The sequence below is a fragment of the Arthrobacter sp. 10N418 genome (genome assembly GCF_056394725.1).
The window spans coordinates 40367-63803 of the sequence record NZ_JBFTIK010000004.1; the positions used below are offsets into that span (position 1 = coordinate 40367).

Genomic DNA, 23437 nt, shown 5'->3' on the forward strand with positions numbered 1-23437 from the left:
TCCTCGCCGCGCCCCACTCCCCCGCTCGCGCCGCCCACTCGCACGCCGAGTTCGCCGCATGGCCCCGGACCTCAGTTCCCCGAGCGCTGCCGCACAGACCCGGCAAGGAGGGCAGGGCCCTCGCTGAGCACAAGTTCACGGAACAGCCGCACCGCGTCTGGTTCGGCGTCGGCGGCCCCGCGGCGTTCGCGCCAGGCGAGGCCGATCTCGCGGAAGGCGAGTCCGGACTCCAGTGCCACTTCAGCCCAGCCCAGCCCGCCCTGTTGCGCGGCGGAGTGCGGCGGCTGGCCGCGCCCGGGAGCCGGGCCCCCGGGCGGGAGGATGCTGACTCCCAGCCCCGCCGAGACGAGTCCTCGGACGGTGTGCGCGTCCTGGCTTTCGAAGGCGATGCGGGGCCGGAACCCCGCTTCCCGGAACAGCGCATCTGTCAGGGAGCGCATGCCGTAGCCGGATCCCATGGCCACGAACGGGTCTTGCCGGATGTCCGCCAGGCGTGCGCTTTTCCGGCCGGCCAACGGGTGCGTGTGATGCACCACGAGCCGCAGCGGCTCCCTGTATAGGGCGGCCGAGCCGATGGTCCGGCTCGGCGCCGCGACAGGTGCCGTCAGGGCCAGATCCGCCGCGCCGGCCGCCAGCCCGGCAAGGCAGCCGTCCCGGGCGCCCTGGCTGAGATCAAACGCCGTCTGCGGATGCCGGCTCCGGAAGGCGCTGATCAGCAGGGGCAGCGTCGCCTCCCCGAATGTGTGCTGGAAGGACACGGCGATCCTGCCGCGCACCACTTCGGACTCGTGCCGGACGAGGTCCAGCCCGGCCTGGAAGCCAGCGAGGGCGGCATCAATATGGGGCAGCAGCGCGTCCGCCGCGGGAGTCAGCCGCACCCCGCGGCCATCACGGACGAGCAGTTCCGTGCCAACGATTGCGCTGGCTCGCGCGATTGCACGGCTGACCGTGGACTGCGGCAGGCCCAGAACCTCGGCGGTTCCGGTGACGTGCCGGGTGCGGCCGAGTTCGGCAAGGACGGGTAGGAGCGGCAGAAGCTGAACCAGTTGTTTGTGCTCCACGTCCATGGCTGCGGCACCGTCCGTTCTGCTGGCGTCCAAGGTTCCGGAGCGCAGGCCTCGGAGTCCCGAGTCCGGAATACAGGGTTTCGGATCCTACTGTTCCGTATTTTACATCGGTGCCATGGGAATCATGCATTGGATGCATACCTCGCCAACCATCTACCCTGATGTGATGCCACGCTTTTCCATGCCGCACGCCGCCAACCCCACCTTCAAGGCCACCCCTGAGGCCTGGGCGGGGCATGCCAAGGGGTCACAGGCGTACCGCAGGATCCTCGCCGGTCTGGCGTTCGCCGGCGTCGCAACCTTCGCCCAGCTCTACTCCACCCAGGCGGTGCTGCCCATCCTGGCCGCTGACCTGCATGTCACGGCGGCCGAGGCGGCACTGACCATCTCCCTGGCCACCGTGGGCCTGGCGCTGACGGTGCTGCCATGGTCCTTCCTGGCGGACCGCATCGGCCGGGTCCGCGCCATGATGTGGGGCATCTCCGCGGCCACGGTCCTGGGGCTGGCCGTCCCGCTGGCCGCCAGCTTCCCGGTGCTTCTGGGCCTTCGGATGCTCGAGGGGATGGCGCTGGGCGGTATCCCGGCCATCGCGATCGCGTACCTCAACGAGGAGGTCAACAAAGCCCATGCCGCTCTCGCCGCCGGAAGCTACGTCGCAGGCACCACCCTGGGCGGCCTCGCCGGGCGCCTCGTGGCCGGTCCCGTCGGCGAATTGTGGGGCTGGCGGGCGGCGGCCCTCGCCGTTTCCGTCCTGGCCACCGCCGCCGCGGTCCTGTTCCTGGTCCTAGTGCCGCGGGCACAGGGGTTCACGGCAGCGGCGGCCGGCGGATTCCGAGGTGCGCTCCGGACGCTGGCGGGGCACACGCGAAACCCCCGTCTCCTGGCCCTTTACGTCCAGGCGTTCCTGCTGATGGGTGGCTTTGTGGCCGTCTACAACTACCTCGGCTTCCGGCTGTCCGGGGAACCCTTCAGCCTCCCCGCCACCGCCATCAGCCTGATCTTCCTGGCCTACCTCTCCGGAACCGTCTCGGCCCGCTGGGCCGCGGGACTGACCCTCCGGTTCGGCCGGCGCGCCGTTCTGGTCGCCGGAACGGTGCTCATGGTGGCCGGGCTCGCGCTGACGCTGACGCAGCTGCTGGCGCTGATCCTGCTGGGCCTGCTGCTGTTCACCGGGGGCTTCTTTGCGGCGCACAGCGTCGGCTCGGGCTGGACCGCGGTGATCGCCACGAGCGGCCGCGCCCAGGCGGCCTCGCTCTACAACCTTGCCTATTACCTGGGCTCAAGCGTCATCGGCTGGGCGGGCGGACTCGTCTTCCAGTCGCTCGGCTGGTCAGCCCTTGCCCTGACGGTCATTGGGCTGGCCTGCACGACGGCGGTGATCACCGCCGTCGTGCATCCCGCCGCGGTGCGCGCCCGCCAGGGAGCCCCCGGTTCCGGCGCGGCGGGTCCGGGGACGCCCACACCTCGGCAGCTGGGTCGCTAACCGGTGGCCTCGATCGCCTGGAGGAGATCAGCCACTATGTCGGCCGCATCCTCCAGGCCCACCGAGACACGCAGCAGGCTGGCGTGCGGCTTGGCCTCGGCGGCAACGGGGCGGTGGGTGAGACCGGCCGGATGCTGGATGAGGGTGTCGATCCCGCCGAGGGAGACAGCATGCGTGATCATGCGGACCGCGGACGGAACCCGTTCTGCGTGCTCGGCAGTGGCGAGGTCGAACGCCATGAGGGAGCCGGGTCCGGACATCTGCGTGCCGATGAGGCCTTGCGGATCGCACTCCGGCAGGCCCGGGTAGTAGACACGCTTCACCAGCCCGTGCTCCGCCAGGGCCGCCGCGACCTTCTCGGCGCTTGCCTGCTGGGCACGCATCCGCACCGGCAGCGTTGCGAGGCCGCGGTGCAGGAGGTAGGCCGGCCAAGGCGTCAGGATCCCTCCGGTAACTGCGCGGATCTGGCGCAACCGGGTGGTCCACTCGGGAGCCGCAGCCACGACACCGCCCATGGCGTCCCCGTGCCCGCCGAGGAACTTCGTGGCGCTGTGCATCACCATGGCCGCACCGTGCCTGAATGGCTGCTGCAACACCGGGCTGGCAAAGGTGTTGTCCACCAGGAGCGGCACGCCGTCCGCCGCTGCAGCCACCCGCGAGATATCCACGAGCTCCAGGCTGGGGTTGGCCGGGGTCTCCAGGATCACCAGTCCGGTGTCCGGGCGGAGGGCAGCGTGGACCCCTTCCGGCGTCGTGTAGGTCACCTCATTGCCCAGCACCCCCGAGGCGAGGAGGTAGTCGCTGCCGCCGTAGAGCGGCCGCACCGCCACGACGTGTTTCTTGCCGGCAGCCACGACGGCGAGCAGCACCGCACTCAGCGCCGCCATCCCGGTGGCAAACGCAACGGCCTCGGGAGTGCCTTCGAGGACTGCGACGCCCTCCTCAAAGCGGGCGACGGTGGGATTCCACAGGCGCTGGTAGACCGTGCTCTGGCCCTCCATGTGTGTACCGCCGGTGGCCATGTGCTCGTAGGCGAGACCGCCGTCGTGCACCGACGGAAGGGGCGCCGTGGTGGAGAGATCGATGGGCACGGCGTGCACGCCCAGTTCGGTGAGGCCGTTCCGGCCGGCGTGGACGGCCAGCGAGTCTTGAGAAAGCACCTTGCTCCTTATGAATTATTCGCCATTGAATGCCGCAAGTATCTGGCAATAATTCGGAGTTTTACAGGGCCCATGAATGGAAGCGCCGGAATATGGCGCTTATGATGAATAGAGAACACTTCGAGGAGGAACCGTGAGCAGCAGTGCGAAGAATATTCGGCCGGTAGCGGGTTCCGGCGAGCCGCTGGACGCGATCGACGAGCGGCTGCTGGCGGCCCTCGTGGCGGATGCCCGGATCTCCAACAAGCAGCTGGCAGAACTCGTGGGGATCGCCCCGTCAACGGCCCTGATGCGCACCCGGGCGCTCTCGGAGCGGGGAATCATCCAGGGTTTCGAAGCCAAGCTCAGCCTGTCCGCCATCGGACGCTCGGTCCAGGCCCTCATCGCCGTCCGGCTCCGCGCCCACGACCGCGAGCAGATCGACCGGTTCACCTCCAGGGTCCCGAATCTCCCTGCGGTGCTGTCAACCTTCCATACCTCCGGCTCCGTGGATTACCTGCTGCACATCGCCGTGGCCACGACCGAGGACCTGCGCGACTGGGTGCTTGACAACCTGGCCACCGACCCTGTGGTGGGCCACACGGAAACGACGCTCGTGTTCGACCACATCCAGGGTAACCAGGGCCCGCTGCCGGACTAGGGCCGCCCCGGCCGGGCGGCAGCGCCCCCGACTGGCAGCGTCCCGGGGCAGCGCCGCCGGCAAGAACCGCCTGCGTCAGGCCCGGTTTCGCAGGGCCGAGCGGAGTGTCACGCCGGCCAGCGTGAGCGCCGCGGCGGCGCAGAGCACGACGAAGCCGGCCACCGCCGTTTGCAGGCCCAGGATCCCCGTCGCGAACCCGAGGCCGATCACCGGCAACGCGCTGCCGAGGTACGTGATGACGTAGACGGTGCTGATGATCTGGGCATGGCGTGCGGCTTCGACCTTTCCAGCAACGTCGTTGAAGACGGTCCGGAAGGACACGCCCTGCCCCACACCTGCGGCGATACTGGCCAGGATCAGCAGCCACGGGCTGCTCCAGGCGGCGGCCGCGGCGATGAGCAGCACGGACACGCCCAGCACGGCCAGCCCGGCCGGCACCACGAAGTGTCCCCGCACGGCGAGCAACTGGCTCAGCGCCGAGGACCCCAGCGTCAACCCGGCAAGCAGCCCGATCAGCGGCCGCGAATCGGCATGGACGATCTGGGCGAAATAGCCGGGCGCCAGGGACAGGCAGAAGCCGAAGACGGTGAAGCTCAGGAATCCCACCGCCGAGGCCAGCCAAAAGGCACCCCGCGCCTCACGCGAAATCGACGGCCGGCGCGGCGCCAGGACCCGCAGCGGCTGCGGACCGGCGTGCAGGCTGATGGCGGGCCGGGCCTTGAGCAGGTACAGCGGCACGAGCACAGCGGCGAGGACGAAGGAGTGCAGGTAGTACGGCGTGGACGTGGGCCCCGGCAGGAGCGACAGCACTCCTCCGATGGCGGGTCCGGCAGCCACCCCGCCGGCCGAGGCGAGGAGCGTGAATCGCGAGGCCCATTCCGGCCGGCTCGGCAGGAGTTCGCGCAATGCAGCAGAGCTCGCCCCGGTTGCGAGCGCCACGGCGATCCCCTGCAGTGCCCGGCCGGTCGAGAGCGCCAGCAGGCTGTCCGCAGTAGCAAAGACGAGGCCGCCCGCCAGCCCCACGAGTACTGCCAGGACAAGTGCCGCCCTGCGTCCGATGTGGTCCGACCAGTGTCCGGCCAGGACGAGGGTGGCCACGAGCGCGAGGACATACGCCGAGAACGCGACCGTGACATCCAGCGGCGTGATGCCGAGCTTGGCCTGCAACAGCGCGTACAGCGGCGTTGCGAGGTTGGCGCCGACCAGCAGCGTGAAGATCACGACGCCGGCCATGACCAGGCGCGCGGTGGTGGATGCGTCCCAGCCCCAGCGTTCTGCTGTGGCCGGGCGCATGCGAAGCTCGCTGAAGACAGTCATTGCCGTGCCCTTGCATGAAATCGGGCCGCATATGTTCCCTGTGGTGGGGGAACGGACGACCCGGTCGAAATATTGATACCTACAGAATGGAACAGAACTGATCTGTGGGGCGAATTTTTGTGCGAAAATTGATCAAAACAGTCAATCTCAGACTGTCGATGTGAACCGGAGTGACGATTTGAACAGTCTGGACCCCACAGACCTGAAGATTCTGCTGGAACTGATCCGGGATCCCCGGATCCAGATCGGCGAGCTGAGCGACGCCCTTGGCATCGCGCGGAACACCGCGCAGTCGCGGGTCCGGCGCATGCTGCGTTCGGGCCTGCTGCACGACGGCGGGCGGGAAATCGACCTCGAGGCGGTGGGCTACGACGTCGTCGCGTTCGTGACGATCGAGGTGAACCACCGGGAACTCGACGGCGTCGTGGGCGCCCTGCGCCTGATCGCCCAGGTCCTGGAAGTGCACGAGATTTCCGGGCGCGGCGATGTCTGGTGCCGCGTGGTGGCGACGGACACGCACAACCTCCAGGCAGCCCTGCGGTCCATTCTCCGGATCAAGGGCGTGATCCGGACGGAGACCGTCCTGGCCCTCCATACGCATATCCAGTACCGCACGGAACCGCTCATCGGCCGCCTTGCCCAGGGCAGCGCCCTGACCCCCGGCCGGTCGCGGTGAGGCACCGTCGCCGCGGCCGCCGGGCGGTGTCCGGCACAGCGCTCCCGGCAGGTCCCGGCCCCGCTTGCGCCGAACCGCTCGCGGGGACGGGATAATTGCCCGGTGACTATCATCGACAACGCCGTCTACGTTGACGGCATCCGCAGCGCCGAACCGCAAAGCCTCGAGCAGACATTCGAAACCCTCACCAAGCACGGCGGGATGGCCTGGATCGGGTTGTACCGGCCCACGGAACCCGAAATGGCCGCCGTCGCGGCGGAATTCGGCCTGCATGGACTTGCCGTCGAAGACGCGATCTCGGCGCATCAGCGCCCTAAGCTGGAACGGTACGACGACAACCTGTTCACCGTGCTGCGGCCCGCCAGGTACCTGGACGAGTCGGAGACGGTGGAGTTCGGCGAACTGCACGTCTTCACGGGCAGGAACTTCGTGGTGACCGTCCGCCACGCCGAGACGGCCGTCGTCGGCCACGTGCGGCGTCGGCTCGAACGCCGCCCGGACCTCCTGTGCCACGGCCCGGAGGCGGTCCTGTACGCGCTCATGGACCAGGTCGTGGATGACTACGGCCCCGTGGTCGCCGGTCTGGAGAATGACATCGACGAGATCGAGGACCAGCTCTTCAGCGGCGACCCGAAGGTCTCGCGGCGGATCTATGAGCTCGCCAGGGAGGTCATCCAGTTCCAGCGTGCCATCCACCCGCTCCCGGCGATGATGCAGCGGCTCCGGTCGGGATTCGAAAAATACGCTGTTGACACGGAACTGCAGCACAATCTCCGTGACGTCGAAGACCACGTGGAGCGGCTGATCTCGCGCGCCGATTCGTTCCGCGCGCTCCTGCAGAACGCCCTCACACTCGACGGGACACTGACGGCCAACCGCCAGAACGAGGCCAGTGCGGAACAGAACGAGCAGGTCAAGAAGATCTCTTCCTGGGCCGCCATCTTTTTTGCGCCCTCGTTCGTTGCCGGCGTCTACGGCATGAATTTTGACAAGATGCCCGAGCTGCACTGGTCATTCGGTTACCCGATGGCAATCGTCATCATGGCGGCCACGGCGGCCCTGATGTACGGCATTTTCAAGAAGAAGGGCTGGCTCTAGCAGCCCTCCGCGCGCCCTCGGTTGGCGCCCTCGGTTGGCGCCGTCGGCGAGCATCGTCGGCCGGCGTCATCTGCCCGTGGAAGCCTGCGATGTCTTGTTGAAGATGGTCTTTGAGGACGGCTTCTTCCATGCCGACCCCCACCCGGGGAAGTTCTTCGTGGAAGCGGACGGCCGGCTGGGCATCATCGACGTCGGCATGGTCGGCCACATCAGCGACGTGCTGCGCGGGCAGCTGGTCCGTGTGCTTATGGCCGAGGTGCCGATCGTCCCCGTGATCGCCGAGGTGGCAGCCCTGCTGCGTTCCCACCGGCTCCGGCTGCCGCGCGAGACGGCCCTGATGGTCAAGATGCTGGTCATGGCGGACGGCCTGGGCAAGCAGCTGGATCCCGGGTTCGAGCTCACGGCGCAGCTGGCACCTTTCACGCGCAGGCTCATCATCGGTTTCCTCTGCCCCGAGGCCCTGGCGGACAGGCGGGAGAAGCTGGGCTGGGAGGCCCTGCGGTTCGGGACGGACGCACCCGACGTGCTTCGTCGCGTGCTGGACGTTCTGGAGCGCGGCGGATTCGACGTCCCCTTCCGGGCCGACGAGCTGGACCGGCTCATGGCCGAAGCCGAGAAGGCCGGGAACAGGATCGTGGCAGGACTCATTACGGCCGCCCTGATCAACGCGATCGGGGAGCTCGTCTCCGTGCAACCGGACCGGTGGCGGAACTGCCCCAAGGCCCTGTTCACGGCGGGGTGGGTGCGCTCGGAGCCTACCTGGCCGTGACGTCGCGGCACCGCAGGTAGCCGGGCGGGCGCAGCTGATCCCGCAGGACCGACGGGGAGGGGTTGCGGGCTCGGCCGTCAGCCGGGCGTCGAATCAGCGGGAGGACCGCCTGTTGCGTGTCAGGGCCACCAGCCGGGTGAACGCCAGTACAAAGACTGCCTCGATCAGCACCATGAGTCCGAGCCACACCCACTGGCCGCTGCCGATGAAGGCAACGGCCCCGACCAGCACCAGAACGGTCCCGAGGACGAGGGCATAGACGGCGAACCCAAAGGCTACCCGCGCGCTGCGCACACCAGTGCGGAAGCCGAAGCCCTGGGGCTCCCCGCCCGGGAATCCGGCAACGCGGTCCGGTCCGGCCGGTTTGAGCCTGTCGAACTCCTCCCAGGGATCCCGGTCCTGATCCTGTTCTGTCATACTTCATTATCCCGCGAATCCGCCGCCCGCGCCTCGTCCGCGGTCCCGGCCGCCGCCTGCGGCGCCGTTCGCCGGCGAAGCGCAGCCGGCGGGACGCCTGCCTTGTTCGCGGACCTCGAGGGGGGTCAGCGGAAGAAGTCCAGCAGAACCGGGGCAACGGCGTCGGGCGCCACGGCGTGATCCTGGCCTGCAACGACGTCCTTCCGTCCGTCCTGGACGGCAGCAGCCACCGCGGTGGCTGAGGCGGCCGCCCACGCGGCGCTGGCGCCGCCATACAGGGCGAGGACGGGAGCGGAGATACCCGCAAACCGGTCCGCGGGCACCCCGCCGTCGGCCGCGAGCGTCAGGTCGTAGGGCAGCGTGGGCGCCAGTGCCACCAATGCCGGCCACCAGGGCGCCTGGGCCATCCCGGGGTCAAAGTCGGAGCCAGTGTGCCGGATGAACTCCTCGACAGCTTTGCCCCCGTTGCCCCCGTCCGCCAGGGCACCTACTTTCTCCACGAAAACCTGCCAGTCATCGCCGCCGCCGGTGAGGTAAGGCGGTTCGTAAACGGCGATCTTCCCGACCGGGACACCTGCCGCAGCCGCCTCGAGGGACAGAATCCCTCCCGAGGAGTGCCCGTACAGATGGACGGGTCCGTCGGCTGCGGCAGCGAGCGCGCGAAGGTCGTCGATTTCGCGGTCGACGGCGTAAGGCGGGGTGTTGGTGCTGTCCCCTCGCCCCCGGCGATCGTAGCTCACGACCGTGAACGACTCCGCCAGCAGGGGCACCAGGTTGGCGGCCGAGTGCCGGTTGTTCAGCGCCCCGCCCACCAGGATGAGCACCGGGCCGGTCCCCGCTCGCTCGTAGGCAATCGTGCTTCCGTCAGCGGACTGGACTGTCTGGACCATGGCGGTTCTCCCCCGGGGTTTGCGAGCTTGGCACGGCGGCTCCGTTGCGCGCCTTAGTCTCTTCTACGCCACGGCGGCCGGCACTTCAAGGGCCCGGCCTAGGCGGCGCGCACATCGATTTCGCCGGGCTGGGCGCCGTCACTGCCGAACACGAGATGCCGGTTGGCGATCTTCTCGGAGAAGAAACGGTCGTGGCTGACCACCACCACGGCTCCCGGGAAGTGCAGCAGCGCCCGTTCCATCACCTGGGTACTGGACATGTCCAGGTGGTTGGTCGGCTCGTCCAGAAGCAGCACGGAGGCGCCCGAGAGCAGGCACTGTGCCATGGCGACGCGCGCCTTCTGGCCGCCGGAGAGGTTCCCGATCTTTTGTTTGAGGTCAGCCTCGGAGAACTGGAACATCGCGAGGAACCTGTTGACGGACTTCTTCGTGGCGCTGAAGGCCAGGCTGTCCGGCAGCGCGTTGACTGCGTGGGACACGGTGTCGGCGTCGTCGAGGTCCTCAAGCATCTGGTTGTACGAGACAAAGCCGGGCCCCTTGGCCCAGACCACCTCACCGGAATCCGCCTGCTCCTCGCCGGTCAGGACTTTCAGCAGCGTGGACTTGCCGCTGCCGTTGGAGCCCAGAACCACAATCCTGTTGCCGCGGCGGATCTCAAAGCTCAGGTCCTCGAATAACACGTGGTCGCCGTAGGACTTGCCCAGCCCTTCGACCAGGCAGAGGACATCCTTCACATGCAGGCCACCGTAGATCTCCGTGACGATCTGGTCCACGGGCCGGGGCGTGCGGGACTTCTTGATCTTGGCCAGCTGGTTTCCCAGTCCGCGGCTGGCGGCCTTCGCGGCTTCGCGGCGGTCCGCGATGCCCTCGGCCTCGAACGCCAGCAGCTCCGACTCGTGCACGAACTGGGCCTCAAGCGTCTTGAGGCGGAACTGCTTCTGCACCACGTATTCGGCAAAATTGCCGGGGTACTCGTGCAGATGGAAGTTTTCCACCTCAATGATCCGCGTGACGACGGCGTCGAGGAACTTCCGGTCGTGTGAAACGATGATCGCCGCCCCGCGGAAGTCCCGGAACCAGCCCTCGAGCCACTCGACGCCGGCCACGTCGAGATAGTTGGTGGGTTCATCGAGCAGCAGCACCTCGGGGCCCTCCAGCAGGATCTTGGCCAGGGCAGCGCGGTTGCGCCAGCCGCCGGAGAGCTCATCGATTGCGCAGACTCGGTGGGCTTCATTGAATCCCAGCGTGGTCAGGACGGTGTCGATGCGCCGGCCATAATCCCAGCCGTCGAGGCGGTCCATGGCCTCGAACAGCTCCGCCTGGCGGCTGATCAACCGGTCCAGTTCCGCGCCGACAGGGTCTTCGGCGATGGAGCCGTCGATGGCAGCCAATTCGGCCTCGATGGCCTTGATCTCGACGAACAACCCGTCGAGCACCTCGAGGATGCTCGACTGGCCGTTCAACTCGGAGAACTGGGAGAAATACCCCACCTTGGTCCCGGGGTCCACGGTCACGGTTCCGGTGTCCGGCTCCACCTGGTCGAGGGCCAACTTCAGGATGGTCGTCTTACCGGAGCCGTTCTTGCCGATCAGGCCTACCCTGTCCCCCGGCTCAAGGCGAAAAAATGCCTCACGCAGGATCTGCGTATTGTCGAAACGTACGTTGACGTCGTGCAGCCGGATAAGGCTCATTGCTGTCCCTTCAAAGGGTTTTTGGGGCGCGGCGAGGTTTTCGCCGACGGCGTGCCCGCGGTCTTGGCGCGGAGGTACTGCTGTGCGGTGTCCTGTTGCGCGTGTTGCTACTGCGTGATGCGTTTGCGCACTATCTCGCTGACGGCCTTGCCGTCGAAGCGTCCGGCGACCTTGGCGGTGACAGGTTTCATCACGGCGCCCAGCTGCCGGATGGTCAGCTCCACGCCGTCGGCCTTCAGGGTGGCAATGGCCTCGTCCACGATGGCTTCCACCTCAGCGGAGGAGAGCGCTTTTGGCAGGTACGCCTCAATGATTTCGGCTTCGGCGATTTCCGCTGCGGCACGGTCGGGCTCCCCGGCCTCCGTGTAGATGCGAGCGGTGTCGTGCCGCTTCGCGGCTTCCTTCTGCAGCAGCGACGTCACCTGCGCGTCGTCGAGCGCAACCGGAGTCTTACCGGACTTTTCGCGCGTTTCGATTTCCCCCAGAACGTTGCGCACCGTGGTGAGCGCGACCTTGTTGCGGTCCTTCATGTGGCTGACGACATCTGCGTGCAGCCGGTCTTTCAGAGTCATGGTGATGTTCCTCGTTTTCGTTCGCGCCCCTGTGCGGGACGCTCCGATCATGTGCACCGGTCATGTGCACCGATCATGTGTACGGGTCAAACAGGGCGCCCCTGTTCTCGGACACTTGCTCCTTCCAGTGTCCGTCATCAAGCCAACGACTCCAGCCACACGGGAAGGATGCGTCCCCGCCTCGTCGGTCAGGACGGCTTCGCGGGCCAGGAAATTCCGCCGGCCGAACTCGTACGGCGGGCGGACAAGCGCGGCCGGACTAGTGCGACCGGGCCGGCCTTGTCGACAGAAAAATCTGGTCCATGTCTTCGCCTGTGCATAGCCCCGTGGTACATGCATGGCGGATGACAGCACGCCTGAACTCCTCCGCGTGCGCCAACCCGTCGAACCCCTTGAGGAGCCAGATCGTTTCGCCGTCGTCGCTCCCCATGTCAATGGACAGGTCCCAGACGTCAGTTTCCCACGATTCAGTCGAGGCTTTGATGTTATTGATCTTGGCCAGGTTGATGAAGTAACCATCGAATTCCAGGAACATGCTTCCCCCAGGAGATTGCGTTGAGCGGGAGGAACCCCTGCTTCGAGGCTACGCGCTGATGCCGGTGTGACACGCCGAAGGCCCGCAGTCGGGGTCCATAACCGGGACAACCGGGGGTCAGCTGCCCGGCTTCTTGAGACGGCCGGTGGTCCCTGACAGCTGCGGGTCCGTGGCCGGAGCCGAGGAGATCGCTGGGCCTGCCAGCGGAGTTGCGCTGATGCCGTGCCTTCCGCCAGTTCGCACTAGCGATCCGGCACCCGTCCCGGCGCGTCACCACACCGGGGCCGCCGATAGTCCGGTGCCCCTGTCAGCGGCCCGGGCTGCCGGGTTAGGCTCACGCTATGAAGCGGCGGGGGATATTTCTGGTCATGCTGGGGATGCTGATCGTTGTGCTGGCCGTGACCGTGGTGAGCCGCGGATCCGGCCGCACTGTCTGCCCGGCAACCGGGTACGCGTACACGGGCGATGTGGAACTGGTCTTCGCCCACGGGCCGACGTCGGTTTCAGCCTGCTTCGGGGAAGGCTGCACTCCATCTCCGGTAACGAGGAGCCCGGACGGCAGGTGGCTGGTGCCGCAGTCCGCGCCCTATCTGGTGCCGCCGGTCAGTGTCAGCTCTGTCCATGTCGACGCGGTGGACTCTTCAGGTGCCCGTGCTGAGCGCGTGCTGCCGATCGAAACTGAACCTACCGGGGAGCACCCGGACGGTCCCGCCTGCGGTGGGCCTTTCCGGTTCAAGCCAGTGACGGTGCCCTGACCCGTCAGGCGGTTTCTTTAGAACCAATCTCCCGACGTCGTCCGCCAATATGTGGACCACCGCGCACGCTAGGTGGGCGAGCCGGAGAGTGCTGCTCCAGGTCCTTTGAGTGTCCCCGGCGGCCCGGCGTAGAGTCTGCGCAACGCATCATTACCGGATCGAGGGATGACTTATGACACTGGATGGCTGGAACCCGCTGGTTCTCCTGCCCGCGGGGTTCTTCGCGGCCTTCATCGTCCTGGCCGTCCGGGCCGCACGCAGGGCCCGGAAGCGGAATCCCCGGGACTAGACGACGGCCGGGGGGCGTGCAGCTGGCGCGGTGCTCCCTCTACTTGCCTGCGTCTTCCTCCTTGTCCTTGCGCGAGGGAAGGACGAGAAGGACATCCCCGACGGGTCGTTCTGCGCCGCCCGAGGGGCTGTTCAGGACGGTTCCTCCGGCCACGGCCGTGGTCGAGCCGCCGCCGTCAAGGTTCATTGCCTGGACCATGCCAAGCGATTTGGCGACGTCGGCTTCTTCCTTCAGGCTCAGGCCCAGCGACGCGGTCGAGCGTCCGTCGGCGGTGACCAGCAGGGTATTCCCTCGGGCATCGGTGCCGGCAAATGTCCGCGGATTCCGCTTATGGACCCAGCCGTAGTAGAAGCTGTTGCCATCGTTGGGGTGGACCATTCCATCCTGCTTGACGGTGACGTCTTCCTGGCCGTCCTTGACCAGCACAGGACCGCCGCTGACGACGCTGGTGGCCTTGTCGGTGTGGAGGGCCTTACCGTCCTGGCCGCGCAGGGCGGTCCCGATTTTCACTTTGGCGCCCAGGGGAGCCAGCGCACGGAGCCGCGGGACATCAGTTCCGGTTGCCTGGACGGTGTGGCCGCCGGCCGGGACGGTTGCACCGCGCGTCTCCGCGACGGAAGTGACGGTGTCCCGGCTGTCCACGGCTACCTCTAGTCCCGGACCGGCGGGCGTGGAGGGTCCGAACTCGGGGGTGAAGGTGACGAGCTCGTTGGCGTTCGTGCAGGTGACGTCGTGGAGGGCGAGCGGGGACGGCAGGTCGTTGGCGCCGCCGCAGTTGCGGATCAGACCCGGGACCCGGTCAATCCCGTCCAAGGCCGCGTCGCCGGAGACACCGGAAAGTGTTCCTGCCCAGGTGAGCCGTTGAATGCTGCTGGCATTCTTCCTCCCGTCCATGACGAGGGCCGGGCGGTCCGCGACGGGTTCGCTGAGGGTTTTGCCGTCGTAGACCCCGACCCCGGCCGGGTCACCTTCGGCTCCGGCTTTCGGGTCGAACACGAAGAAGCCTGCGTTGACCGCGGCGATGGCGTGGGCGTCGGAGGACAACTGGCTGGTCGTCTCCCGTTTCTCCAGGTCCGGGCCGAAGGAGGCGGCAAGCTGGCCCTGGTACGTCTTGGGGTCGATCGTGATGACTTCAAGGTTCCACGGCCCGCGGGTCGTGGCACCGGTGTCGCCGTCCCAGCCGGTGTAGATCACCGAGGCGGCAAGCCCGGCCGCCTTGATCTTCGCGACGATGGAATCGCCGTCGGCCTGGGCGGCGAACTGGCCGGCTCGGACCCGGTACCCCAGGTCGCCGCCGGCATCGGCCAGTTGCGGGGACTGGACATGCTCGACCCGGGCCACCACGCCGGCGGCTTTGAGTCTGTCGACGGTGTGCCGCGCGCTGGCTTGGCTTGAGAGTGCTGAGGCGGGCGCGTCCGGATCCGGTGAATCGGAGGGGATGGCCACCTCGGCGGTCCAGAAGAGCGAGGCGTCTGGTCCGCCATGACTGATCTTCGTCAAGGTGACGCCCGGCGCGAGCGTGCTCACGGTTCGTTTCTCCGGAAGATCCGCGGCACCCAGGTCAAGGTGGGCGCCCGTATCTGTGCCGGGGCCGTTCTTCTCACTGTCGTCGGCATGGCTGACGCCCGCAGGGCTGAGGAGCGCCGAACAGACGGCCAGAACCAGGCCGCAAGTCAGGGCGTTGCGGTGTTGGGGGGTGGCTTTCATCCATCCACCGTAGACAGCGCCGCAGGCGGTTTCCGCCCGTTCCACGCGGGGTTGGCGACCTGTTAGTCCAACTTTTGCGGGTCGTTCACCCACCAGGCTCGGGATTGGGTTGGAAACCTACATACCGGACGAGCCAGCCCTGGGTGCCGGACAACCAAGCGGCCCTCACGGAGCCTCCGACGATGAGGGGCGGCCGCCGTTGGCCCGCTACGCGTCCAAGACGGACTGCGCTTCCGGAACAGGCGCCTAAGGACGGCATGCATGGTCCGCGCTTTGGCAAGGTGGCGTCCCAGAGTAAGCGAAGGCTGCGTACTCGCTGCCGGTCGGGACGCCCCGCGACTGGCTCGGAGGAGCGACGGTGCCGAAGGCAAGCATGGCCAGCGCCGCGGCCCAGACGAGCATGCCGCCAACGATCAGCCGTTCTACCCCTTGCTGCGGTCCCCGCAGGGTCCCGACCGGAGGGTCCGTAGATCCCGGCAGGATGACCGTCACCGGTTGGCGGCAACAACGGAATCCGATGGAGGATCGTTGTACCCGCATGTGCCTGACAAGGGGGCCCGGATGGACACTGACCTAATCCTGATCAGGCCTCAGGCGGGGAAACAGCGCCTCGGAATTGCCGCGGTCTATCGCCGCGCGCAGGGAGGGGTCCAGCGGGTAATTCTCATACTCCATCTGCAGGAAATCGATCCCCGCAGAGGGGGCGAAGGGGAAGTCAGTGCCGTACGTGATGCGGCCGGGGTCAGCTACCTCGAGCAGGCTGGGCAGGGCCGCCGGGCTGGCGGACAGGGCGACGTCGTAGTAAAACCGCCGCAGGATGGACTGCTTCTTGTCTCCCAGCGCCGCCAGCGCGCTGAGCGCAAAGTCTTTATCGTTGAGCATTTTCAGCAGGATCCTGTACGCAATGTAAGGCACGAAGCCGCCCGCGTGGGCCAGGATGAACTTGATCCCCGAGAACTTCTCCATCGCACCGGACAGGACAAAGCTGATGGCCCCGTGCGGGTGGTGTCGAGCAGGAAATCCGCGGCGAAGGTGGGTATGCCCGGCACCGCCGGAGCGGGCAGTTCACCGGGGTGGATGAACACTATGGTCCGGCGGTGGTGCAGGAACTCCAGCAGAAGCTCAAAACCGGGATCGCCGAGATAGCGGCCGTCGTTGTTGGCCAGCAACACGACCCCGTCCGCGAACAGGGTGTCCAGGGCGTACCGGGCCTCCGCCAGGGCACCTTCCACGTCCGGCAGTGTGAGTGTCGCGAAGAACCCGAACCGCTCCGGCCGAGCCGCCACCACGTCTGCACTGTACTCGTTGACCTCCCGCGCCCGCCGCCGCGCCTCCACCGCATCCCCGAAGTACACACCGGGCGTCGACAGGGACAAGATGCCGGTCTGCACGTCGTGCCTGTCCATGAACTTTAACGCGGAGCGCTCGGACCACGACGGCAGGCCAATGCCGCCGGGGCGGATGCCCTTTTCATGCATCCAGCGCGCATACCCCGGCGGAACGATGTGCTGGTGAGTGTCGATGCGGTACGGCTGGCCCATCCCGTTCCTTGTCCACGCGCTCATTTCGCTGATCCGCGGGATCCTCAGAGGCCAGCGGATGTGAACAATCTACTCGCTAATGGGACCCGGGTGCAGACCGCGGTGCAGCGCTTGGGCCTGAGCTGGACCGGTCCGTGCGTGCTCTTCGAAGTTGCGTGCACGAACCGCCGCGTGCGCTGGGAGCCGTTCTCTTAGTCGCTTGCTGGTTCTCCGCGGTCAGCGTCTTTGGGGTCGGGGTGACGGCGACGGTCGAGGCTGGTGCGGGTCATGTCCGTGGCTTTGACCCTCTCCGGGAGGGACCGCTCAGTCCTCACAATATTGGGATCGGTGGAGGTGGCGAACTGTTCGGGTGTTTTCACCCGGGAGCGAGTGTCGCCGAGCCTCTTCGGCCGCGCCTGCGGCGTAACCGCAGTGGACGTTCGCCGGGGTGTGGAAGTCGATCCCGGAGTGTTGGTGGTGATGGGTGTATGAACGTCGCAGCCATACGGCCAAACCGCCTGAGGCCGGCTGTATTTCCGGGCAGGGACGCCGAGGCTTGCCTACATCGCAAGGCGCAGAACATCAGCGTGCAACGGTCCCAAGTCGCAAGGTCTGTAGGAACTGTCTCACTCAGGCGAACCTGACCGATCGCCATAGTCTTCCGCAGCTTTCAGTCCAAAGCGTCGGGTAGGCGTCCGCTGATCCCGTAACGGGCAAGAGAAAAGCCCTCCAACCGAACGTATCCGCAGGTCAGAAGGCTTTACTGTGGAGCTAAGGAGATTCGAACTCCTGACCTCTTCGATGCGAACGAAGCGCTCTACCAACTGAGCTATAGCCCCGAAGCAACGCCGGTCCCGAAGGAACGGCGTTGCCGGTGTCCCTAGGCTACAAACTATCTGCGTGCATTTCCAGCCAGCGTTCGAATGTCTCCGTGCCGTGTCGTTCCGCGGGCGCCAGATTGAGCCCTTCCCGCAGGTATTTCCCCATTCCGCCCGGCAACGGCAGGCGGACCAGCCGCCCCCGCGAACCGGTGGCACGCTTCCAGGCCCAGGCCAACTCGGCCATGTCGCAGACCTCCGGTCCGCCGATGCCTCGGACGCGGTGCCCCACACCGGACGGGACTTCCAGTGCCGCTTCCAGCAGCGTCGTGGCGACGTCCGCGGGCGAAATCGGCTGGAAACGGGCTCCCCGGACAACCGGGATGATCCGGAACTTGGAACCGGCGGCGAATACCGTGCCCAGCAGTGAGTGGAACTGCGTGGACCGGACCACCACCGTCTCCAGTCCGGAGTGCTCGTAAACACGCTCCTTGGCCGCCTTTGACCGGTAGAAACCGACGCTGCTCCGGTCGCAGTTGATGATGGAGAGCATGACCGCCTTGGCCACCCCGGCGTCCTGGGCTGCGGCGAGAAGCCGCGCGCCGCCGTCGGCGAAGCCTTTCAGGGCCTTCCCCGATTTTCCCTCCAGGCAGTCGATCACGACGCCGGCACCAGCCAGTGCCGCCGCAAGGCCCTCTCCCGTCGTCGTGTCCGCGCGGAAGTACTCGGCCCCCTCGAGCTTTCCGTGCGCGCCGGCCGAAGGCGGGTGGCGGCTGAGCACGGCGACCTCGTGCCCGGCGCCGAGGGCACCGCGCACCACCTCGCGGCCCACTTGGCCGGTTCCCCCTGCGACGCAGATTCTAGTCATTCCCCGAGGCTACCGGCTGATGGCCGCTGTAGACAGGTCGCCGCAGCAGAAAGCCCCGGGCAGCCGTTGCTGGCTGTCCGGGGCTGGAAAGGCAAGTATCAGGCGCGGCGGCGCTGCAGGACGTCGTCGAGGTTGCTCAGCGCGCTCTGCGCCTTGCCAAGGGGCTTTGCGTCGGCGTCTTCCGCGGTCCGCGGCTCCGAAGCGGCAGGTTTCGCCGAGGCCTGCTTGAGCGTCGGCTTGCCAACGGCCTTCGGGGCTTCCGGGAGATCGAGGGGCTGGGGAGCTGCGCGTTCGGCCTTGGCGGCTTCAACGTAGGTGGGCTTCGGAACCTCCACAGGCTCCCAGCTGGAGCCTTCGACGGAGATCGGCGCTGTCGCAGCGAGTGCCGAAATGTCGCCAGAGGCCGCGGCTTCGGCCAGGGCGGCCTGGCGCAGTTCCTGGGCGGTGAGCTGCTTGGGCGCGGGTTTTGGCTCGGAAGGGCCCGCTTGAGCGTCAAAGAGCGGGCTCTCAGCGCGGGTCACACGGTCCGCGGATTTCCGCACCGGGCCAGCCTGGACCGGTGCGTCGTGCCCTGCCCCCTCCCGGACCGAAGCCTGCCGCGCCGGTGCGGTCATGGCTGCCCGAAAGGCGGCATTGACCTTGCGACGGCGGTCACGGACGGCAAGCCGGCGGAGCAGCATGACCGCTCCGGCCGTGCCCAGTAGCGTCACCACCGGGAGCCAGCCTGAACCCACCCCGAAAATCCGCAACACCGCGGACACGACGCCGGTGAGCAACGACAGCACACCGGCCAGCGCAAATGTCAGCCGTCCGTAACGGATCCTGAATGCCGGGGCGGCAGTTGCGGCCGTCCGGGCTGCATCGCGGTCCGTGGTGCTCGAGGCAGGGGGGGTGCGCGGCGTGCTGGTCATGGGGTTCTCCTGCTGGGCCGCCATTTTCATGACTGTCACGGCTTGGTGGTCTGCTGGTTCTATGTCTATGACATCCGCCAGGTATTCGCCCGCAGGCTGCAGCTGGTGGCGCCCGTTCCGGAGGACGTAGGGGGCCACCCACACGATCCAGAGCGCAACAGCAATGACAAGGATCACAGAGCTGCTAAGAGGGAAGTCCACAATCAAAACCGTATGAGGTGCAATGGACATGGGGCCGCATTCGTGCCGGTGTGTCGCGCAGCAACCGGCAATAGGCCGGGATTATGACGAAATCGCTGGTCAGGGACGGTTCAGGCCCTCACGCCGTGCGGGACCGCAGCCACCTGGCGAGCAGGCCTTCGGGCACTTCCTCGGACGTCAGCGCAAAGGTGCGGTGATCCGCCCATTGCCCGTTGATGTGCAGGAACCGGGGCCGGTAGCCCTCGTCCCGGAAGCCGAGTTTCTCCACCACCCGCAGGCTGGGCCCGTTTTCGGGCCTGATGTTGATCTCCATGCGGTGCAGGCCCAGGGTGCCGAAGCAGTAGTCGGTTGCCATGGCCACTGCGGTGGGCGCAATTCCCTGGCCGGCCCGCTCCTTGTCCACCCAGTAGCCAAGCGTTGCCATCATGGCCGAACCCCACACGATCGATGACACCGTGAGCTGGCCGACGATGACGGGCGCCTGGAACCCGGGGGTCCACGCGGTGATGACGAAGGGCAGCGCCGTGGCCTGCGTGGCCTGGACTTTCAGGGACCGGACCATCTGGCGGTAGTTGGGCAGGCCTCCGCCGGGGACGGGGTTGGACGCCTCCCACGGCGCCAGCCACTCGCTGTTGCGGGAGCGGAGCGCGGTCCACTCCTTGCGGTCCCGGTAGCGGATCGGCCGCAACACGAGGTCGCCGCTCTCCAGCGTCACCGGCCAGTTGAAGCTGCCCCCCACGGAAGTTACTTGGCGACGCTGGCGGTCAGGCTGGGGTCAAGGCTGGCGGCAAAGCCGGGAAGCCATTCGCGCAGGCCTGGGCCGAGGTCCTCGCTGTCGCAGGCGAGCTGGACACAGGCCTTGAGGTAGCTGAGCTTGTCGCCGGTGTCGTAACGGCGGCCCCGGAAGATCACGCCGTAGACGCCGTAGCCTTCGCCGGTCCCGGACGAGAGCTCCTGGAGTGCGTCCGTAAGCTGGATTTCTCCGCCGCGGCCGGGCTCGGTGCGTTCCAGCACGTCGAAGACGGCCGGATGCAGCACATAGCGGCCGATGACGGCCAGGTTTGAGGGGGCGTCCTCGACGTCGGGCTTCTCCACGAGGTGGTTGATGCGAACGTACTCTTCGCCGCCGACAGCTTCTACGTCGGCGCAGCCGTAGGAGCTGATCTGGGACGGGTCCACTTCAATCAGCGCCACAACCGAGCCGCCGGTCTTGGCCTGCACCTCGATCATGGTGCTCAGCAGTTCATCGCGGGCATCGATAAGGTCATCGCCCAGCAGGACCGCAAAGGGCTCGTAGCCTACGTGCTGCTTTGCACGAAGGACCGCGTGGCCCAGGCCCATGGGATCGCCCTGGCGCACGTAGTGGATGTCGCCGAGGTTGCTGGCGGCCTGGATCGACTCCAGCTTGGCGGTGTCGCCTTTGGCTTCCAGCGTAGCTTCCAGGGTGGGGACGCGGTCGAAGTGGTCCTCCAGCGCGCGCTTATTGCGGCCCGTGATCATCAGGATGTCGTTGAGACCGACGTTGACGGCTTCCTCGACGACGTACTGGATAGCCGGCTTGTCAACGACGGGAAGCATTTCCTTGGGCATGGCCTTGGTGGCCGGCAGGAATCTGGTACCGAGGCCCGCGGCGGGGATGACGGCCTTGCGGACGGAAGCGTTGGATGTAGTCACTCGACTAATCTATCGGAGGTACCAATCATTCGGTAATCATTCAAGCTGCCGTCACGGGCCCTGGGCCGCCGGCAGCAGGCGGAGGGACGAGCCGTTATGGCGTCAAAAGAAGACATTCGGTCCAGCCATAGGGTCCAACGCGCGGCCCTGCCGCCAGCAGCGCTCGAATCGGCCGCCGCGGGCATAGCCCGCCGGGGTCTGGAGTGGGCAACCGCGTTGACAAGCGGCCAGGCGGGGACGTTCGCGGTGTACCTCGGCGTAGGTTCCGAGCCGCCGACCCGGCCCCTCCTGACGGCCCTGCACGATGCCGGTCACAGGGTGCTGCTTCCGGTCTGCGAGCCCGGACTCGAACTGGCCTGGGTGTACTGGACCCCGGAGTCAGTGCTTGGGCGCAGCCGCTACGCACCCATCCAGGAGCCGGCCGGGGAACGCCACGGGACCGAGGTCATGCGCCATGCCACGGGCGTGTTCGTGCCAGCCACCGCCGTCGACCTCTCCGGCAACAGGATCGGCCAGGGCGGCGGCTACTACGACAAGTTCCTGGCCACCTTGGAGGGCATGCTTTCGCGGACTGCCAACTCGCCCGACGACAGTCCGCTGCCGACCGCCGCGGTCGTGTACGAGTCGGAGGTGCTGCCCGCCGACAGCATCCCCGCCGAGTCCTTCGACCGGAAGGTTTCTTTTGCCCTGACCCCGGCATCCCTAATCCGGCTGGGCTGATCCGGCTGGGCTCGATTCCACTAGGGCATGGCCATCGGGCCGTCGGCGGGGCCGATGGGAGGGGTGCGCAGGCGGGGTCCGCGGGCGGGGTGATAGAATTGGCACTCAGGCCCTGCGACTGCTAAAGGTCGGGTTCCGGCAACGGACTCTCCGACTTGGCACCACGGGACCTGCTCGTTTGTCCCAGAGGAGGATTTCCAGTGCCCACGTATGCATACGCTTGCAAGGACTGCAGCCACGCCTTCGAGATCGTGCAGTCGTTCACCGACAGCACCCTGACGTCCTGCCCTGAGTGCCAGGGAACCCTGCGCAAGAAATTCAACAGCGTGGGCGTCGTATTCAAGGGATCGGGCTTCTACCGGACCGATTCCCGTGATGCCAAAGGCAGCACCGTATCGCCGGCTCCCGCGCCTGCTCCCGCGGCGGCACCTGCCCCCGCCGCTGCCGCCGCCAGCTAGTCTTCTGCCCGCATCGGGGTTTGACCTGCCACGCTCCCTCGCTTAGCGCCCCTCCGCCCGCCGGCGTGTTGCCTTCCGGCACCGTGCGCGGGCTGCTTTTCCACATAGGCGTGCCGGCGTCTGACCCTTCACGCGGCTCGCGCGTAGCGTCGAGGCATGAATCCGTTCGCGTGCCTCGCGCCGCTTCCCGTGGGCCCCGTCGTTGGCCGCCCCACCGGTGGGCACTCTGCCGTAATGAGCCCTCCCGAAGGGCACTTAATCCTTGGGAGCCCTCTCCCCGGGCGCTTCCTGCACGCGGCCTTTCGCACCGCTGCACGTCCACCTGGCGGTCGCTCCATCTCCGGTCGGCCTCACTCCGGGGTCCCGCTTCGCTCCAAGAGTCCCCGAAGTTCCAGGACGCCTCGCGGCCGTCCCCCGCACCGGCGTCTCGCCGGGTGGCTGAACCGGAACCGGCGGCTGGCGGTCCTGCTCCTCCTGTGCGTCGCCGCGGGTGTGACGGTGCAGCAGTTCACTCCAGTCCCCGCCGAGACAGTTGCGGTCTTCGCCGCGGCGGAGGATATTCCGGCGGGCAAGACGCTGGAACCGGGTGATGTCTCCAGCGTCAGCGTGCCGCCTGGCCTCGTTCCCGGGGGCAGCCTGCGGAGCGAAACAGAAGTCCTAGGGAGGCAGTTGGCCGTCGCGCTTCGAAAGGGCCAGCTTCTTACCGACTCCCAGCTCATCGGTGCCGGGCTGCTGGCGGGCACCCGGCCCGGGTCGGCCGCCGTGCCTCTCCGAATGGCAGATCCGGCCTCGATCCAGCTGGTCTCTCCCGGACAGCTCATTAATGTGGTGTTGACCGGCGGCAACGGCTCCGAACAACCCTCACAGTCCCAGGTCCTGGCTGCAGCCGTCCCCGTGCTGTGGACGTCGGCACAAGGCGGCAAGGGCGCCCAGTGGCTGGCTTCCAGTGACGCTGACGGACTCATCGTCGTGGCAGCCGACGCTGACCAGGCCCGACGCCTCGCCGGCTCTTCCACCCAAGGAAAGCTGTTCTTCGTAATGGTTGGATCTGCCCCCGGCTAGCCGCGGACGCCCGTGCGGGCTGACCCGCGGCGGCCCGACGATGCCGCGGACGCCCGTGCGGGCTGACCCGCGGCGGCCCGACGATGCCGCGGACGCCCGTGCGGGCTGACCCAGTGCGGGCCGCCGGTCCCGGCCGCCA

Annotated in this window: 24 protein-coding genes and 1 tRNA gene; 9 read left to right on the plus strand and 16 right to left on the minus strand. The window is 67.4% G+C overall.

Annotated features, from left to right (window positions below; all coding sequences use genetic code 11):
- Positions 1-71: 71 nt before the first annotated feature.
- On the minus strand, positions 72-1067 hold the full coding sequence (locus AC1DCZ_RS04285) for a LysR family transcriptional regulator (protein ID WP_476973635.1): 996 nt from the start codon (positions 1065-1067) through the stop codon (positions 72-74).
- A gap of 166 nt (positions 1068-1233) precedes the next feature.
- On the opposite strand from AC1DCZ_RS04285, the gene AC1DCZ_RS04290 reads away from it, so the two are divergent.
- Positions 1234-2550: an MFS transporter gene (locus AC1DCZ_RS04290; protein ID WP_476973636.1), complete on the plus strand. Its 1317-nt coding sequence runs from the start codon at positions 1234-1236 to the stop codon at positions 2548-2550.
- On the opposite strand, the gene AC1DCZ_RS04295 is transcribed toward AC1DCZ_RS04290, so the two are convergent.
- A complete protein-coding gene (locus AC1DCZ_RS04295; protein WP_476973518.1) occupies positions 2547-3710 on the minus strand; it encodes a trans-sulfuration enzyme family protein in 1164 nt (387 codons plus the stop codon). The two genes, AC1DCZ_RS04290 and AC1DCZ_RS04295, sit on opposite strands and share 4 nt — an antisense overlap.
- A 133-nt stretch (positions 3711-3843) precedes the next feature.
- On the opposite strand from AC1DCZ_RS04295, the gene AC1DCZ_RS04300 reads away from it, so the two are divergent.
- The gene (locus AC1DCZ_RS04300) at positions 3844-4350 is read left to right on the plus strand and encodes an Lrp/AsnC family transcriptional regulator (RefSeq protein WP_476973519.1); all 507 of its coding nucleotides are present in this window, start codon (positions 3844-3846) and stop codon (positions 4348-4350) included.
- 75 nt (positions 4351-4425) lie between these two features.
- Here AC1DCZ_RS04300 and AC1DCZ_RS04305 read toward each other — a convergent pair whose 3' ends face one another.
- The gene (locus tag AC1DCZ_RS04305; protein WP_476973520.1) at positions 4426-5667 is read right to left on the minus strand and encodes an MFS transporter; all 1242 of its coding nucleotides are present in this window, start codon (positions 5665-5667) and stop codon (positions 4426-4428) included.
- Positions 5668-5845: 178 nt separating this feature from the next.
- Between AC1DCZ_RS04305 and AC1DCZ_RS04310 the strand changes: the two genes are divergently transcribed.
- The 3 genes from AC1DCZ_RS04310 to AC1DCZ_RS04320 all read left to right on the plus strand — a co-directional run bounded on the left by AC1DCZ_RS04310 (position 5846) and on the right by AC1DCZ_RS04320 (position 8210).
- The gene (locus AC1DCZ_RS04310; RefSeq protein WP_476894221.1) at positions 5846-6343 is read left to right on the plus strand and encodes an Lrp/AsnC family transcriptional regulator; all 498 of its coding nucleotides are present in this window, start codon (positions 5846-5848) and stop codon (positions 6341-6343) included.
- A 102-nt stretch (positions 6344-6445) separates the two neighbouring features.
- Entirely contained in the window at positions 6446-7441 is a 996-nt protein-coding gene (corA, locus tag AC1DCZ_RS04315; protein WP_476973521.1) for a magnesium/cobalt transporter CorA, read from the plus strand.
- Between the two features lie 34 nt (positions 7442-7475).
- Positions 7476-8210 (plus strand): AarF/UbiB family protein, encoded by a 735-nt coding sequence (locus tag AC1DCZ_RS04320; RefSeq protein ID WP_476973522.1) that lies wholly within the window; start codon positions 7476-7478, stop codon positions 8208-8210.
- Positions 8211-8303: 93 nt separating this feature from the next.
- On the opposite strand, the gene AC1DCZ_RS04325 is transcribed toward AC1DCZ_RS04320, so the two are convergent.
- The 5 genes from AC1DCZ_RS04325 to AC1DCZ_RS04345 all read right to left on the minus strand — a co-directional run bounded on the left by AC1DCZ_RS04325 (position 8304) and on the right by AC1DCZ_RS04345 (position 12315).
- Positions 8304-8627 carry a hypothetical protein gene (locus AC1DCZ_RS04325; protein ID WP_476973523.1) on the minus strand — a complete coding sequence of 108 codons (324 nt, stop codon included), beginning with the start codon at positions 8625-8627 and terminating at the stop codon, positions 8304-8306.
- A 125-nt stretch (positions 8628-8752) separates the two neighbouring features.
- Positions 8753-9517: an alpha/beta fold hydrolase gene (locus tag AC1DCZ_RS04330; RefSeq protein ID WP_476973524.1), complete on the minus strand. Its 765-nt coding sequence runs from the start codon at positions 9515-9517 to the stop codon at positions 8753-8755.
- A 98-nt stretch (positions 9518-9615) separates the two neighbouring features.
- The gene (locus tag AC1DCZ_RS04335; protein WP_476973525.1) at positions 9616-11208 is read right to left on the minus strand and encodes an ABC-F family ATP-binding cassette domain-containing protein; all 1593 of its coding nucleotides are present in this window, start codon (positions 11206-11208) and stop codon (positions 9616-9618) included.
- Between the two features lie 107 nt (positions 11209-11315).
- The gene (locus tag AC1DCZ_RS04340) at positions 11316-11780 is read right to left on the minus strand and encodes a GatB/YqeY domain-containing protein (RefSeq protein ID WP_476973526.1); all 465 of its coding nucleotides are present in this window, start codon (positions 11778-11780) and stop codon (positions 11316-11318) included.
- 259 nt (positions 11781-12039) lie between these two features.
- A complete protein-coding gene (locus tag AC1DCZ_RS04345; protein ID WP_476973527.1) occupies positions 12040-12315 on the minus strand; it encodes a hypothetical protein in 276 nt (91 codons plus the stop codon).
- A gap of 341 nt (positions 12316-12656) precedes the next feature.
- Between AC1DCZ_RS04345 and AC1DCZ_RS04350 the strand changes: the two genes are divergently transcribed.
- On the plus strand, positions 12657-13070 hold the full coding sequence (locus AC1DCZ_RS04350) for a hypothetical protein (RefSeq protein ID WP_476973528.1): 414 nt from the start codon (positions 12657-12659) through the stop codon (positions 13068-13070).
- A 328-nt stretch (positions 13071-13398) separates the two neighbouring features.
- On the opposite strand, the gene AC1DCZ_RS04355 is transcribed toward AC1DCZ_RS04350, so the two are convergent.
- The 8 genes from AC1DCZ_RS04355 to galU form a co-directional block, all read right to left on the minus strand.
- On the minus strand, positions 13399-15066 hold the full coding sequence (locus AC1DCZ_RS04355; RefSeq protein WP_476973529.1) for a phosphodiester glycosidase family protein: 1668 nt from the start codon (positions 15064-15066) through the stop codon (positions 13399-13401).
- 573 nt (positions 15067-15639) lie between these two features.
- A complete protein-coding gene (locus AC1DCZ_RS04360) occupies positions 15640-16032 on the minus strand; it encodes an amidohydrolase family protein (RefSeq protein WP_476973530.1) in 393 nt (130 codons plus the stop codon).
- Entirely contained in the window at positions 15951-16631 is a 681-nt protein-coding gene (locus tag AC1DCZ_RS04365) for an amidohydrolase family protein (RefSeq protein WP_476973531.1), read from the minus strand. Before AC1DCZ_RS04365 ends, AC1DCZ_RS04360 begins: the two co-directional genes overlap by 82 nt.
- 721 nt (positions 16632-17352) lie before the next feature.
- Positions 17353-17425: transfer RNA gene (locus AC1DCZ_RS04370), tRNA-Ala, on the minus strand.
- Positions 17426-17471: 46 nt separating this feature from the next.
- Positions 17472-18272: an SDR family oxidoreductase gene (locus AC1DCZ_RS04375; protein WP_476973532.1), complete on the minus strand. Its 801-nt coding sequence runs from the start codon at positions 18270-18272 to the stop codon at positions 17472-17474.
- Between the two features lie 98 nt (positions 18273-18370).
- Positions 18371-19384, minus strand: a complete 1014-nt coding sequence (locus AC1DCZ_RS04380) for a hypothetical protein (protein WP_476973533.1) — start codon at positions 19382-19384, stop codon at positions 18371-18373.
- 118 nt (positions 19385-19502) lie between these two features.
- A complete protein-coding gene (locus tag AC1DCZ_RS04385) occupies positions 19503-20123 on the minus strand; it encodes a GNAT family N-acetyltransferase (protein ID WP_476973534.1) in 621 nt (206 codons plus the stop codon).
- A 5-nt stretch (positions 20124-20128) separates the two neighbouring features.
- Positions 20129-21058, minus strand: coding sequence for a UTP--glucose-1-phosphate uridylyltransferase GalU (galU, locus tag AC1DCZ_RS04390; protein WP_476973535.1), 930 nt, complete (start codon positions 21056-21058; stop codon positions 20129-20131).
- 96 nt (positions 21059-21154) lie between these two features.
- Here galU and AC1DCZ_RS04395 point away from each other — a divergent pair, with 96 nt between their 5' ends.
- The 3 genes from AC1DCZ_RS04395 (at position 21155) to AC1DCZ_RS04405 (ending at position 23298) form a co-directional block, all read left to right on the plus strand.
- Positions 21155-21778, plus strand: a complete 624-nt coding sequence (locus AC1DCZ_RS04395; protein ID WP_476973536.1) for a 5-formyltetrahydrofolate cyclo-ligase — start codon at positions 21155-21157, stop codon at positions 21776-21778.
- Positions 21779-21978: 200 nt separating this feature from the next.
- Entirely contained in the window at positions 21979-22236 is a 258-nt protein-coding gene (locus AC1DCZ_RS04400) for an FmdB family zinc ribbon protein (RefSeq protein WP_476973537.1), read from the plus strand.
- 498 nt (positions 22237-22734) lie between these two features.
- A complete protein-coding gene (locus AC1DCZ_RS04405; RefSeq protein WP_476973538.1) occupies positions 22735-23298 on the plus strand; it encodes an RcpC/CpaB family pilus assembly protein in 564 nt (187 codons plus the stop codon).
- Positions 23299-23437 lie beyond the last annotated feature (139 nt).

What these genes read in the sequence shown, in the direction of transcription:
- AC1DCZ_RS04285 (WP_476973635.1), bottom strand. Translation starts at nt 1,067, where the DNA reads ATGGACGTGGAGCACAAACAACTGGTTCAGCTTCTGCCGCTCCTACCC.
- AC1DCZ_RS04290 (WP_476973636.1), top strand. Translation starts at nt 1,234, where the DNA reads ATGCCACGCTTTTCCATGCCGCACGCCGCCAACCCCACCTTCAAGGCC.
- AC1DCZ_RS04305 (WP_476973520.1), bottom strand. Translation starts at nt 5,667, where the DNA reads ATGACTGTCTTCAGCGAGCTTCGCATGCGCCCGGCCACAGCAGAACGC.
- AC1DCZ_RS04325 (WP_476973523.1), bottom strand. Translation starts at nt 8,627, where the DNA reads ATGACAGAACAGGATCAGGACCGGGATCCCTGGGAGGAGTTCGACAGG.
- AC1DCZ_RS04330 (WP_476973524.1), bottom strand. Translation starts at nt 9,517, where the DNA reads ATGGTCCAGACAGTCCAGTCCGCTGACGGAAGCACGATTGCCTACGAG.
- AC1DCZ_RS04335 (WP_476973525.1), bottom strand. Translation starts at nt 11,208, where the DNA reads ATGAGCCTTATCCGGCTGCACGACGTCAACGTACGTTTCGACAATACG.
- AC1DCZ_RS04340 (WP_476973526.1), bottom strand. Translation starts at nt 11,780, where the DNA reads ATGACTCTGAAAGACCGGCTGCACGCAGATGTCGTCAGCCACATGAAG.
- AC1DCZ_RS04345 (WP_476973527.1), bottom strand. Translation starts at nt 12,315, where the DNA reads ATGTTCCTGGAATTCGATGGTTACTTCATCAACCTGGCCAAGATCAAT.
- AC1DCZ_RS04350 (WP_476973528.1), top strand. Translation starts at nt 12,657, where the DNA reads ATGAAGCGGCGGGGGATATTTCTGGTCATGCTGGGGATGCTGATCGTT.
- AC1DCZ_RS04355 (WP_476973529.1), bottom strand. Translation starts at nt 15,066, where the DNA reads ATGAAAGCCACCCCCCAACACCGCAACGCCCTGACTTGCGGCCTGGTT.
- AC1DCZ_RS04360 (WP_476973530.1), bottom strand. Translation starts at nt 16,032, where the DNA reads ATGGAGAAGTTCTCGGGGATCAAGTTCATCCTGGCCCACGCGGGCGGC.
- AC1DCZ_RS04365 (WP_476973531.1), bottom strand. Translation starts at nt 16,631, where the DNA reads ATGAGCGCGTGGACAAGGAACGGGATGGGCCAGCCGTACCGCATCGAC.
- AC1DCZ_RS04375 (WP_476973532.1), bottom strand. Translation starts at nt 18,272, where the DNA reads ATGACTAGAATCTGCGTCGCAGGGGGAACCGGCCAAGTGGGCCGCGAG.
- AC1DCZ_RS04395 (WP_476973536.1), top strand. Translation starts at nt 21,155, where the DNA reads ATGGCGTCAAAAGAAGACATTCGGTCCAGCCATAGGGTCCAACGCGCG.